The 12740-nt window shown below is 68.5% G+C and carries 10 protein-coding genes, 5 tRNA genes and 1 rRNA gene; 4 read left to right on the top strand and 12 right to left on the bottom strand.

The annotated features are described in order from the left end of the window. A 5S ribosomal RNA gene (gene rrf, locus ABH926_RS49320) occupies positions 1–88 on the top strand; the annotation flags it as partial. A gap of 73 nt (positions 89–161) precedes the next feature. Here rrf and ABH926_RS49325 read toward each other — a convergent pair. From ABH926_RS49325 to ABH926_RS49365, 9 genes are all read right to left on the bottom strand, one after another. Further along, positions 162–1322 (bottom strand): serine hydrolase domain-containing protein, encoded by a 1161-nt coding sequence (locus ABH926_RS49325; RefSeq protein ID WP_370374347.1) that lies wholly within the window; start codon positions 1320–1322, stop codon positions 162–164. Positions 1323–1448: 126 nt separating this feature from the next. After that, positions 1449–1522, bottom strand: a tRNA-Ala gene (locus ABH926_RS49330). A gap of 58 nt (positions 1523–1580) precedes the next feature. Further along, a complete protein-coding gene (locus tag ABH926_RS49335) occupies positions 1581–2423 on the bottom strand; it encodes a hypothetical protein (RefSeq protein WP_370374348.1) in 843 nt (280 codons plus the stop codon). A 150-nt stretch (positions 2424–2573) separates the two neighbouring features. Beyond that, entirely contained in the window at positions 2574–3269 is a 696-nt protein-coding gene (locus tag ABH926_RS49340; protein ID WP_370374349.1) for a GNAT family N-acetyltransferase, read from the bottom strand. Between the two features lie 35 nt (positions 3270–3304). Beyond that, on the bottom strand, positions 3305–3775 hold the full coding sequence (locus tag ABH926_RS49345) for a molybdenum cofactor biosynthesis protein B (RefSeq protein ID WP_370374350.1): 471 nt from the start codon (positions 3773–3775) through the stop codon (positions 3305–3307). 121 nt (positions 3776–3896) lie between these two features. Continuing rightward, positions 3897–3970, bottom strand: a tRNA-Phe gene (locus ABH926_RS49350). A 102-nt stretch (positions 3971–4072) separates the two neighbouring features. Then, positions 4073–4474 carry a YccF domain-containing protein gene (locus ABH926_RS49355; protein WP_370374351.1) on the bottom strand — a complete coding sequence of 134 codons (402 nt, stop codon included), beginning with the start codon at positions 4472–4474 and terminating at the stop codon, positions 4073–4075. Positions 4475–4608: 134 nt separating this feature from the next. Beyond that, a tRNA-Asp gene (locus tag ABH926_RS49360) sits at positions 4609–4683 on the bottom strand. A gap of 118 nt (positions 4684–4801) precedes the next feature. Continuing rightward, a tRNA-Glu gene (locus ABH926_RS49365) sits at positions 4802–4874 on the bottom strand. A 196-nt stretch (positions 4875–5070) separates the two neighbouring features. Between ABH926_RS49365 and ABH926_RS49370 the strand changes: the two genes are divergently transcribed. Then, positions 5071–5143: transfer RNA gene (locus ABH926_RS49370), tRNA-Lys, on the top strand. A 376-nt stretch (positions 5144–5519) separates the two neighbouring features. Here the strand turns inward: ABH926_RS49370 and ABH926_RS49375 are convergent. After that, a complete protein-coding gene (locus tag ABH926_RS49375; RefSeq protein ID WP_370374352.1) occupies positions 5520–6374 on the bottom strand; it encodes a helix-turn-helix domain-containing protein in 855 nt (284 codons plus the stop codon). An 85-nt stretch (positions 6375–6459) separates the two neighbouring features. Between ABH926_RS49375 and ABH926_RS49380 the strand changes: the two genes are divergently transcribed. Then, positions 6460–7269, top strand: a complete 810-nt coding sequence (locus ABH926_RS49380) for an SDR family NAD(P)-dependent oxidoreductase (RefSeq protein ID WP_370374353.1) — start codon at positions 6460–6462, stop codon at positions 7267–7269. A 567-nt stretch (positions 7270–7836) separates the two neighbouring features. Further along, a complete protein-coding gene (locus ABH926_RS49385) occupies positions 7837–9885 on the top strand; it encodes a cell wall-binding repeat-containing protein (RefSeq protein ID WP_370374354.1) in 2049 nt (682 codons plus the stop codon). Between the two features lie 857 nt (positions 9886–10742). Here ABH926_RS49385 and ABH926_RS49390 read toward each other — a convergent pair. Together ABH926_RS49390 and ABH926_RS49395 are read right to left on the bottom strand one after the other, a co-directional pair. Continuing rightward, positions 10743–12155: a tyrosine-type recombinase/integrase gene (locus ABH926_RS49390; RefSeq protein ID WP_370374355.1), complete on the bottom strand. Its 1413-nt coding sequence runs from the start codon at positions 12153–12155 to the stop codon at positions 10743–10745. Between the two features lie 69 nt (positions 12156–12224). Then, positions 12225–12458: a helix-turn-helix transcriptional regulator gene (locus ABH926_RS49395; RefSeq protein ID WP_370374356.1), complete on the bottom strand. Its 234-nt coding sequence runs from the start codon at positions 12456–12458 to the stop codon at positions 12225–12227. Positions 12459–12740 lie beyond the last annotated feature (282 nt).

Below are 12740 nucleotides of genomic sequence, written 5' to 3' on the forward strand. Positions count from 1 at the left end.
CGGTCCCATTCCGAACCCGGAAGCTAAGCCCGCCAGCGCCGATGGTACTGCCAGGGGGACCTGGTGGGAGAGTAGGACGCGGCCGGACTAAATTTAAGACTCAGGCCCCGAACCCATGGTTCGGGGCCTGAGTCGTTTGTGCGTTCCTATCGTCCGCGTTCCTATCGGCGGAGCAACTCGCAGACTGCGTTCTCTTCGATGGCCCGCATCGTGGCGAACACCGTGGGGTCGGTGTTCGCGGTGATCTGTGCGTTGACCGAGAACGTCATCGCCCTCGAGCCGTCCGGGGAGGCCGCAGCGAACTGCGTGTACCCCGAGGTGTTGCCGGTGTGGCCGTAGACGGTGCCGCACCGGGTCACGTAGCGGAAGAGCGCGAGGCCGGCCGAGTTCTGTCCGGGGCCGGCGGGTTCCGAGGCGCCGTCGATGAACGCCAGCTGAGCCTGGCGCACCCTTCGCGGCAGCAGGCTCGGTCCGCCGTAGGCCTTGATGAAGGCGTTCAGGTCCTTCGGGGTCGAGACGATCCCGCCCGACGCCCAGGAGGCCGAAGCACTGAATTCGGTGCTCACGTCGGTGAGTCGGCCGTCACGGATCCCGTAGCCGTGGATGTACGGCCTCGGCATCTCGTAGCCCGTGGGAAGGCTTGTCCTGCGCAGCCCGATGGGCCGGAACACCAGGCTGCCCAGCAGCTGCTCGTAGCTGCGTCCGGTCGCGGCCTGGGCCATGAGCGCGACGGCGATGTTGTCGGAGTTGGAGTACTGATACTGCGTGCCCGGCACGAACTGCAGTGGCTCCGAGGCGACGAACGACAATAGATCGTCCGGTGCGAAGACGTGGTGGGGATCGGCTTCGAGCTCCGCGCGGAATGCCGGGGACCCTGAGTAGTCCGGGAGCCCGCTGGTGTGCTGCAACAGCTGCCGGAGCGTCACGCGGTACCAGGAGGCCGGCAAGGAGGGCAGCCAGTGCCCGATGGTGTCGTCGAGGCCGAGTGTTGCCCGGGCGACCAGTGAGAGCGCCACAGCACCGCTGAAGGCCTTGGCGACACTGGCGATCCGCATGGCGTCCCGCGGCTGCGGCGGCCGTCCGGTACCGAGGTTGGCGACCCCGGCGCGGTAGACGTTCGTGGCGCCCTGGCGGTCGAAGGTCACGATGACGCCGGGAGGCCCGCCCTGCACGTGCACGAGCGCTTCCAACTGCTGCTGGAGGCCGGGAGCGTGCGGCGCCGGTCGCGCGGCGCCGGTCGCCGTCGTCGCCGAGACAGCGAGTACGCCGGCGACGGCCGCGCATGCCGCCGCGGAACGGAGGTGACGGAGGTGTCCGAACATGGAGCGGATCTAGCCGGACGGCCGGCGTGACAAACGCACTGGTCCCGGCGTGCAGTCATTTGGAGTAGCGGCCCCGAAACGTATTGGGGCCTCCAGATTTCTCTGGAGGCCCTAATACGTTGAGTGTGGACCTGAGGAGATTTGAACTCCTGACCCCCTCGATGCGAACGAGGTGCGCTACCAGACTGCGCCACAGGCCCTCAACGAGTCAGAAATCTATCACATGGGCCGACCCGTTCTGAAACCCGTTTCCCGGCCCTACCCGTTGGCTGCGCGCCTGTACTCCTGTGCGGACTGTGCGGGGCGCCACACCGTGGACTCCGGCTCGCGCACGACGGCTTCGGCCGGGGCCGCGGACCCCGCCGGCGCGGCCGTGCGCTGCTCCGCCTGGCGCTGCCGCTCGCGGCGCCGTTCGGCGGCCACCGCGGCCTGGCGGCGGCGGTAGCGCTCGCGGGTGCGCTGCTTCTCGTCCCGGCGGATGTAGACGACGTAGCCGGAGAACAACGCCGCCGGGGCGAGCATGGCCCAGATGTAGTCCAGGCCGAGGAAGGTGCTCACGACGGCGCCCAGGGTCGCCAGCGTGAACAGTCCGGCGACCACGCGGCGCCGGCGCATCAGCAGCACGCCGCGGTGCCGGGCGGCGGTCGCGGCCGGGGACAGCCTGGCGACCGGCTGGTGGTGCGGCAGGCGGGCGGTGACGCGCCTGCGCGGCTGGGCGGCCGGGGACGCGGAGGGCTTCGCCTTGAGCGCGGGCTTCTGCTTGACGCTCTCGACCGAGGCCGGTGTCGGCAGGACCGCTGTCTTACGCGACGGGGCCTGCCGGGCTTTCTGGGCCTTCTGGGCCTTCTGGGCTTGATCCGAGATGCGCGGGTCGCCGGAGCGCGGGCCGGGGGCGCCGTCCGTTCCGGTGGCGGCCAGCGACTCCTCGGCGAGTACCTTCTTCTCGAAGCGCTCGCTGCGTCCCAGGGTGCGGATGGCGGCGGCGTATCGGGCCTTCTCACGGGCCTCGTTCAGCTGCTCTTCCCTGCGCAGCCACACAGGGACGAGGTACACCGCCCAGGCGCCGACGATTCCCGCATAGATGAGGCCGCTGCTGCTCACAACACAGCACAGTAGAGGGGACGTCGATCATCAAGGCGCATTCTGTCGGCGTGTCGTTGAGGTTGTGACGAGACTGTTGTGACAGATGGGGCCAGTGGATCAGCTTAGGGTGTCCGCTGTTCCCCCATCAAGCACGCTCCATACCATTTGTCACCCGGCAGGAGTAGTGCCGGTGCTCGAAAGAGTGACGTGCCAGCGGGACAGCAGCCCGTCGGGCACCTCCTCGGCGGTGAGCGCGAAGGCCTCGTGGTCGCGCCAGTCGCCGTCGATGTGCAGGTACGCGCGGCGCAGCCCCTCGGCCCGGAACCCGAGCTTGTGGACCACGCGCAGGCTCGCCGCGTTCTCGGGCCGGATGCAGACCTCGATCCGGTGCATCCCGCCGGCCCGGAAGCAGTGGTCGACGGCCAGCGCGACCGCGGTCGGGGTGATGCCTCGGCCGGCGACGGTCTCGTCGACCCAGTAGCCGATGTTGGCCGAGCGCAGCGAGCCCCAGGTGATGCTGGAGACGGTGAGCTGCCCGACGAGCCGGTGCGCGGCCGGCTTGGCGGCGGGACGGCGTCCGCGGCGCCCGGCCTGCTCGGCGTCGGCGGGCCCGTCGTCCAGGACGTCGGACGGATCCGCGGGCTCGGCGTAGTCGATCGCGAACGGCAGCATCCGCCCGGCCAGCGCCTCGGCGCGCAGCCGCCGCACCATCTGCCGGAAGGTGATCCGCCCGCTGGTGTCGCCGGGCGGCACGGTGGCCTCCCAGCGTGTCAGCCAGCTCCGGTTCCGCTCCTTCAGCTCCCGCCAGGCCGGCGCGTCGGCCAGCGCCAGCGGCCGCAGCCGCACGGGTCCGTCGCTCAGCACGGCCGGCCAGGCCGCGCCCCACCCGGCGGGCCGGTTCAGTGGTCGCCCCCGCGCAGCTGGTCGAGCGCGTGCCCGAGGATCCGGCCGAGCACGGCCATGCCGTCGCGCACGCCGCCGGCGGAGCCGGGCAGGTTGACGATGAGCGTGTGCCCCGCGACGCCCGCGATCGCCCGCGACAGGGCGGCGGTGGGCACCTTCGGCAGCCCTTCGGCCCGGATCGCCTCCGCGATCCCCGGCACCTCGTAGTCGAGCACCCGCCGCGTCATCTCCGGGGTCTGATCCGTCGGCGAGATCCCGGTCCCGCCGGTGGTGATGATGGCGTCGTAGCCGAGCGAGAGCATCCGCCGCAGCGCGGCCTCCACCGGAGCCCCGTCGGGCACCACTTCCGGCCCAGCGGCGGCGAACCCGAGCTCGGTCAGCCGCTCCACGATGATCGGCCCCGTGGTGTCGGCGTACACCCCCTTAGCCGCACGGTTGGACACCGTCACGACCATCGCACGCCGCATCGCGCTCCCCCTGTCCGGCTCAGTGTCGCCCGCCAACGGTACTCACTTTCCTCTCCGGGTGAGCCGGAAACGAAAGAACCCCGCCGGTCACCCGACGGGGTTCTGCGGTCCTGCTTCGAAGTGGCCAGGGGCGGGGTCGAACCGCCGACCTTCCGATTTTCAGTCGGACGCTCGTACCAACTGAGCTACCTGGCCCTACTGCGAAAGCGCCCGGTCTCCCGGACACCTCGAACAGCATACCGGATCCAGGGGGATGCCTCCCACCGGTTTGCGGATCGGGCCGATCGGCTGACGCCGTCAGCGGAATCCGTACCGGGCGTCCGCCTGGCGGTTGGTGACGATCTCCTTGCCCAGCGGGGCCAGAGAGACCGGGATCAGCTTGAAGTTCGCGATGCCCAGCGGGATGCCGATGACGGTCAGGCACAGCAGCACGCCGGTGACCGCGTGGCCGATGGCCAGCCACAGGCCCGCGACCACGAACCAGATGATGTTCCCGATGAACGACATGGCGCCGGCCGTGGGCTTGGCGACGATCGTCCGGCCGAACGGCCACAGGGCGTAGTTCGCTATCCGGAACGAGGCCAGGCCCCAGGGGATGGTGATGATCAGCACGCAGCAGATGAGGCCGGCCACCACGTAACCCACGGCCATCCAGAAGCCGCAGAGCACCAGCCAGATGATGTTCAGGATGAAGCGCATGTCTCCCCGTTTCCCCGAGCGCCGATGGTTCGAACAGTGAACGCCTGAGCCGATCACCGCGTTCCACCGACTGTCAGGCCGGCGGCGCGGCACCGGCAACGCAGAAGAGCCGCCTCGCGGCGGCTCTTCGTGTGCGGTCCCGACGGGATTTGAACCCGCGACCTCCACCTTGACAGGGTGGCGAGCACTCCTAGCTGCTCCACGGGACCTTGGTATGTACTTGTACTGCCTTGCTTCACCTGTTCGGCCGGTTCCCCGACCGCCCGGTAGAGCATATCGGATTACCGCCGCAGTTCATAACCGCGTTTCTGCCTCGCTGGTGTTGCGTACCCCCAACGGGATTCGAACCCGTGTTACCGCCTTGAAAGGGCGGCGTCCTAGGCCTCTAGACGATGGGGGCTGGTCTGCCCTCAACGTCCATCCGTCCGTCGGGGACGAGTTGAAGCATAGAGCACGATCAGCCCCGGGGCCAAAATGATTAGCGGCCCCGGGCGTACGCCCGTCCGGCGGGCCCGCCCGCGGGCGAAGCCGTAACCGGTTCTGCTAACGACGACCGACCCGCTACCCTGGTACGCGACACACGCCGGGGCGTGTGTGGGGCGCTAGCTCAATTGGCAGAGTAGCGGGCTTTTAACCCGTGGGTTGTGGGTTCGAGTCCCACGCGCCCTACGAACGTGTGTTCAGCACCCCCGTCTCGGGGGTGCTTTTCTGCTGGTCAGGGCGTCGCGATGCAGCTCACGGCCGAGTTTCTGGTGAGCACCCATGCAAGACAGAGTCCCACTCTGGACCGTTGTCGATCTTCGTTTGTCCATGATCGCGAGCGATGCCCGAGCTGATCTTGGTCGGGTAGGCCGTGTGGGGCTCGCGCCCCTGCGGGCTGCATCGGCGGGTGTCAGGTTCGCGGGACGTCCCGGGGAACGGCGTACGGGCGACGTCTACGGGTCGGACGGGCGCGGCTGCGGCCATCGCCTGACGGCGTTCTGCCGCCGCCTGTGCGGGCCGATGTGGCCGGGATGAACGTGACGACTGAACTGCGACAGGGCCCTTAGCTCGACTTTGCCCGAGCCGGGACTCCAAGGATGTTCAACAGAGCCAGAGCGTCAGCGCTCGGCGATCCTGCTGGCGCGCTGTAGAGCACGAGGTTCTGGTCGCGGTCCGGCAGCGCGAGCCCGTCGCAGTCGACACAGACTTGCCCAACGGCCGGGTGGTTGAACGTCTTTGTGAGCGTCGGCGCCGGCTGTACGTCGCGGCGCTCCCACAATCGGGCGAAATCGGGGCTGCCCTCGCGCAGCTCGTTGACGAGACCGGTCACCGCCGGGTCCGTCGGGTAGCGGGCGAGGGTTGATCGGAGTTGCATGACGGCGTGCAGCCGGAACTCGGCGGCGTCGGAGATTCCGTACAGCGGCGCATCGGTGCGTGCTGTGTGGAGGAATGCCTTACGCGCGAGGTTGCGCTCTTCTGGTGCCAGCTCGGCGAAGTCCTCCATCAGCGCAGCCGCGAGGTCGTTCCACGCGAGCACCTCCAGCGTGGCGGACGTCACGAACGCCGCGGTCTGCGGCAGACGCTCGATCAGCGCGAGGATGCTCGGGCGCACTTCGCGTTGGACGAGGCCGGTCTTGGCGGCTGCGGTGCCGGCCAGGGTGTGCAGGTGGCCGGATTCGGCGTCCGTGAGCCGCAGTGCGCCGGCGATCCCGGCGAGGACTTCGCTCGATGGCCGCGAGGCCGCTCTGCCTTGTTCAAGCCGCACGTAGTACTCCGTGGAGATGTGGGCGAGGACCGCGACTTCTTCGCGACGCAGGCCCGGCGTTCGGCGGCGAGGGCCTGACGGGAGCCCGACGTCCTGTGGTTGGAGCCGCTCGCGCCGACTGCGGAGGAACGCCCCAAGTTCCTGCTTGTCCATGCTTCCAGTGTGCCCCCACCCCGGCGGTGGATCGTGGTACAGCCTGTGCCTGTATCCGGGCAGGGCGCGGGCTGACGCTCGTGGCATGACGGAAACCACGCATGACAACGACGCCGCCCTCATCGCCGGCACCCCGATCGGCCTGCTCACCGACAAAGTCGTGTTCATCACCGGCGCCAGCCGCGGCATCGGCGAGGCCGCAGCGCGCCTCTTCGCCGCCGAGGGCGCCTCGGTCGTCCTTGCCTCCCGCAGCACGGCCGCCCTCGAGCGCATCGTCGCCGAGATCCGCGCCGACGGCCATCGCGCCGACGCCGTCACCCTCGACCTGGCCGACCGCGCGAGCGTCCGCGATGCCGTCGAGAAAGTCGGGGAACTGCACGGACGGCTCGACGGCGCCTTCAACAACGCCGCTGCCGTCCAGCGGCAACCGGGCCCGGTCGACACCACCAGCGACGAGGACATCGAGGAACAGTTCGCGGTGAACTTCCACTCGCACTGGACCGCCATGAACGCCGAGGCCGCCTTGATGCGACGCAACGGCGGCGGAGCGATCGTCAACACCTCCAGCATCGGCAGCCGCCGCGCGAACCCCACCCTGCCCGCCTACGCGGCCATGAAGCGCGCACTCAACAGCCTGACCGAATCCGCCGCGGTGAACTGGGCCGCCGACCGCATCCGCGTCAACGGCATCACCCCCGGCGGCACCGCCACGGAGATGATCGACGCCTGGGAAGCCGCGACACCCGGCATCATCGAAAGGATCAAGGCGTCCATCCCGCTCGGCCGCATGGCCGAACCCCGCCAGATCGCCGAGGCGGCCGCATGGCTCCTCAGCGACCGGGCCTCGTATGTGACCGGCGCGATCCTGCCGGTCGACGGCGGCGCCGGCGCCTGAGGACATCCGCCCGCACCGGTGTCGACAAGCCCGCCCGGACGACGAGACCGAACACAAACGGCTCTTGCGGCCGTGGATGCGATGCCTGCGTCGGCGGCCCGACGGAGGCCTACTGCTCGGGCCCGCACATCGCGGCGGCCGGTAGCCCGCACGGTCGAGCTTGGCAGGCACGCTCCGACCGATCAGGCCGGATACGTGAGAGCGAAAGGTCACACCCCATTTGGGCAAACATGCGGGCCGGTCTTGTGCCGCCACCACTCCTCTGGCGCACGCTGGCGGTTCTGCCACTGGGTACCACAGCGGGAGCACTGCCAGCGGCCCGGGCCTTGCCGTTCGCCTTTCCTGCGGCCTCGGCGATCACCGGCATACAGTGAAGGGCCGGGTCGCCCAGGGGTGAAATTCCCCTGGGCGACCCGACCGCGGAGGGGATGTTCCAGGCGAGGCTGTGGGTGCCCGCGAGCCGCGCGGCATAAGGGTTCTGACCAAAGAAGGACCTGTGCCGGGAGCACGCCAAAGACATCATGTCTCCGTCTAGGCACCCGCAGTGGCGACTCCTATGCTCAGCTGATGATCTCCCCTACGCCTCGGTCTCGACGGATCCGTTCGGCGGCGCTCACCGGGCTCGTCGTAGCTGCGGCCTCGTCCGGTCTCGCCGGCATGACGGTGACCGCGCAGGCTGACACCCCGAATGGACCCGGCCCCGTTTCGAACGGACCGATCGCCTTTATCACCGACCACGGCCTGAACACCGCCCAACTGTGGGAGAACGTAAACCCCGACGGCTCGGGACTCACTGTGGTCCCGACCGGGGTGCTGCCCCCGGGGATTTCGGCGAACCAATATCCTCAACCGATCGACCGCCTGAACTTCTCCCCGGACGGCACGATGGCGATCTACCACTCCTGGGGGCTCTGCACCTACCTGTCGAATGCGGATGGATCCGGCGCGCGGGTGCTGGCGGCGGACCCCGGCGACGACTGCCAGCACGCGATTCTCGGTGCCAGCCCACTGACTGTGGTCGGCTGGACGCCGGGCAACAAGCTGCTCGTCGAGGACTCGCACGGCGCAATCAGTACCGTGAATCCCGATGGCAGCGGGAAGACTGTTATCGGCCGATCCCCGGGCACCGGCTACACCCTCGACGGTGTCTCGGCCACCGGGGCCCTCCTGTTCGACGCCGCCGGCGGGCTCGCGGTCTTGGACCCCGGCTCGACGACACCTCGCACGCTCCCCGTCATCCAGCCGGAGTACCCCGGTGCCCAGCCGGGTTACCAAGCCCAATTCTCTCCGGACGGAACGCAGGTTGCCTTCCTGGACACTCCGCCCATCCCTCCCGGCACCGGTGAGGCCGACGCCCCCTTTCCCCAGCTCTTTGTGGTGCCGACAAACGGGAGCACCGCGCCGCGGGAGATCACGGCGCCCACCAAGACCACGGTGATCGATTTCGCCTGGTCCCCGGACGGAACACAGCTCGCCTACTCAACCATTCGCACCATCTCCACCGTCGGCGTCGGCGGCGGGACGCCGATCGTCGTCGACGACAACCTCGGGAACGGCGAGTATTTCCGAGTCACCAGCTGGCACAACGGTCCGATCCGGCCACCCCGCACCACCGACCGGGTCGACGGACCAGACCGCGACTCGACCGCCGTCGCCGCGTCACAGTTCTCCTATGCGAACCACGGAGCCGGCGGACGCCAGGCGACCTCGGCGGTCATCAGCCGGGACAACCAATTCGCCGACGCCCTCGGTGGCAGCGCGCTCGCTGCTGAGAAGGACGGCCCACTGCTCCTGACTTCGACCGCAACCCTGAACCCCGCGGTCGGCAACGAACTGAGGCGCATCCTGGCTCCCGGCTCAACGGTCTACGTCCTCGGCGGCGTCAACGCCCTCAGCCCGACCGTCGCACAGCAGATCACAGCGCTCGGATTCAGGGTCGATCGGCTCGCCGGACCCGACCGTTTCTCGACGTCGGTGTCCATCGCGAAAGCGATCAGCCCAGACCCGCACACCCTGATGGTCGCCACCGGCGACAACTTCCCCGACGCACTCACCGCCGGCGCCGCCGCCGCGCAGGATCCGGCGGGGGGCGTCGTGGTGCTGAGCGACGACGACGTACTTCCCAGTGGAACCAAGGCATACCTTTCCGTCGTCAACCCAGCCGTGACGCACGTCTACGGCATCGGGGGCCAAGGCGTCGCGGCGCTCCGCGGCACTTTCCCCAGGTGGGACGGCCGCGTCACACCGCTCGCCGGCGCTGACCGCTTCGCCACGGCGGCGGCGGTCGCTTCGAGTACCTTGTTCACGGTGCACGGCCCAGTGGGGTACGTGGGCCTGGCAACCGGGTTGAGCTGGCCGGACGCGCTATCCGGCGGTGCGCTCATCGCCACCCAGCACGGCCCACTTCTCCTGACCGACGGGTGGTCCCCGACACCGGCATCCGAGCAGGCCGTCCTGCAGAGACTGGCTCCCCACTTGTCCGGCCTTGTGGCATTCGGTGGCCTCGATGCCCTCGAACAAGGCCTGCAGGACAGCGCCTCGGACTCCGCCCTCGGCGTGAACCGCTACTTCTACTACGAGAACCGGCAAGATCCGATCCTGCCCCCAGCTCGCTGAAATACCGCACGGGCACACCTCAAGACCGACAAGACGCGTCACGGCCCCGTCAGTCGACGGGGCTGTTGGACGCGCAGTCACGCGCCGTTCCCCTCGTTGGCGTCATCGAGTATGGCTGGAGAAGCCTGATCCACCGCGAAGCGATCACGATCAGCGCGGGAAATCCACCCCACGAAAACTGCGATCCTGCAGCTCATGCACATTTCGTTGGTCGCCCAGCGACCCCATACCGCTACCGCAATGGCTGGGGTAGTCGCTCGACCTGCGGCCAGCCGGATACCTTCCGGGGCCGCGGTCCTGAGGCTCGGGCCCGGGTCGCTTGTCTGTTCAGATCTTGTTGATGGCGGCATGGATGCCGTAGCGCGAGGTCTTGCCTTGCGCCGGGACGTAATGCGGGCGCTCGTCGAGTTGACGACCTTGTATTCGGCTCGGGTGACCCGGCCCACTTAGAAGGGGGACTTGCCGCGGGCGTGGAACGCCGAGTTCATCGGCACCACGTTCGCCGTGATGTCGACCGAGCTCTCGGCGGCGAAGCCGAGGTGAGAGTGAAACGGTGCTCTGGGAGACGATCCTCTCCCCTCTGGCCACGGCGTTTGCGCCATGATGACCACGATCTGAGCGCGTCACCCCGAGTGCGGGACCCGCCGCTGAGGGCGATAGTGGCTTAGTGTCCTTCCGCTCCGGTCCCGGCCGGAGAGTTTCACACTGACCACGTTGACGCTGGTTATCGTCTCGGCCCCCATGGAACACCCACCCAAGGCGGACCCCATGAGAGTCTGGAGGAAGGTCTATGACCGCTTCCGCGGGTGCCAGTGGTCGCCACCGTGGTCAACATCGGCGGCGACCACAAGGTTCTGTTACTGCTCCGAGACGTCAGGCTCGGTCGCCAGGTTCGACGCGCCCGGCTCCTCCCACTTCAACGCTTCCTCGATGCGCTTTCGATCTTGGCCTTGCTGGCCGTCGACGCACTTGGCATAGGTGGACAGCAGCATCTCGACACTGTGTCCTGCCCACTCGGCCACCTGCGGGGCGCTGACCCCGGCGTTGAGCCAGGTGGAGACGGCGGCGTGCCGGAGGTCGTAAGGCCGCTTGCCCATAGGCGAGTCCACCTGGGCGGGGGACAGTACGTCCTTGCGAGCCCTCGCCCAGATCGACGCGAAACTGCTGTAGCGGATGTCCTCGCCGTTGGCACGGACGAACAACCGCCCGTCCGGCGCGGTGCCGAACTTCTCGATATGCGTCCGTAGGTGCGCTACGAGCTCCGGATGGACGGGAACCGTGCGGCTTTCATGCTTCGCTCGGTGTTTGAGGGCCTTGCGGGGACTGTCGTCTCCGTCGTCGCTCCACGCGGTGCCGACATACGGAGTGGACTCGGCGAAGCAAAGCGTTCCCCAGCCGGTCTTAGGCAGCGTGCAGTCTTGGACCCGCAAGGCCAGGACCTCGGCCGGGCGTAGCGCGGCGAAGTACATGGTGGCGAAGAACGCCACGTACCGCTCGCCGGTCCAACCTTGGTCGGCGACGGCGGCGATCAGCTTGCGTGCTTGATCCGGGTTCACCACGACACGGCGGTCGACGGTGCTGGACTTGCGCGGCCGCGCAGTGCTGATCCGATCCAGCGGGTTGCGGTCCAGCAAATCGAGCTCGATCGCGTACTTGATCGCCCCCGAGAGCCCTTTCATCTTGTTCTGGTACGTGTTCGGCGCGTACGGCTTGCCGGACGGGCTGATGGTGGTGGCCTCGTAGGCGATGCGCGCAGTGCGCGGATTCCGCAGCGCCGTTACCGGCATCGAGTGGGTGCGGACCCAGTCGATCGACGTCGCGTACTCGGCCGGCGGATCCCCGGCCTCGCGGGCGAGCAGGTTGAAGGACCAGTTCACCAGGGCGGTGAACACCTCGTCGTAGTCCGGCATGCCGTTCCGATCACGCACCAACGCGAGGGTGGTGGTGGCCAGCGACGCCGCAAGGGCTCGACGGCTGCCGGGCTCGAGGGTCGGCCATTTCATGTCCAGGAAAGCCACCACGTGGTCGTACCAGGACACGTCGGCTGCCTTCTGCCGGGCCTCGGATTCCGGCAGCCCCGACTCGTCATCGAACGCCTCGCCTCGGCGCTGCGCGAGCAGCAGCTCCGCTCGGCGGCTGTCAGCAAGCGCTCTGGTGGCGAAGTTGGTGCAGAAGGTCCGTCCCCCGACGATCCAGCGGAGCTGGTAGGACGCCCCCTTGGTGAGTTGTCGGGTCTGAATGCTCCAGATCCGGACGTCGTAGCTGTTCACGTACGTACTCCTGGTGGTGCGGGGCGGCCCGGCGGGTGGCTGCCGGGCCGCAGTGGTGGTGCGGGTGGGTCAGCGCTTCGTCTCTTCGCAGTCGGCGAGGAACGCGTCGAGATCGGAGCGACGGATGCGGATGGAGCCGTTGGGCAGGCGCAGGCTCGCAGGGCCTTTGCGCCGGGACCGCCAGCGGTAGAAGGTCGCCCGGCTGACACCGAGCTCGGCGATGACTTGCGGGATACTTAGCAACTCGTCGTCTGCGGAGCCCCGCCGTCGGGGGATGGACTTGGGGAAGTGAGTGGGCGGCATGCGGTCTCCCCGGTGGTGGCGGTGCGGCGTGGCGGCGGATTCAGCTCATCGGCAGCGCCGGAATTCCTCCCTTCGGCGGTATACACGGACATCGACGCCAGGCAGCACGTGGACGGTAGCTCGACTTCGTCAGAAATGGTCGGGAATGGAAGAGAGTCCTGCGACGGTCGGCAGGGCTTGTCGTCCCAGGTCACGGACTCCGGGAAGTCCAGGTCTCGCCATGTTTCGACGAGGTCTAGGACATCCGGCTCCAACCGGCCGCAGATCTCGGATCCACACTCG

Source organism: Catenulispora sp. GP43 (genome assembly GCF_041260665.1).
GTDB lineage: Bacteria > Actinomycetota > Actinomycetes > Streptomycetales > Catenulisporaceae > Catenulispora.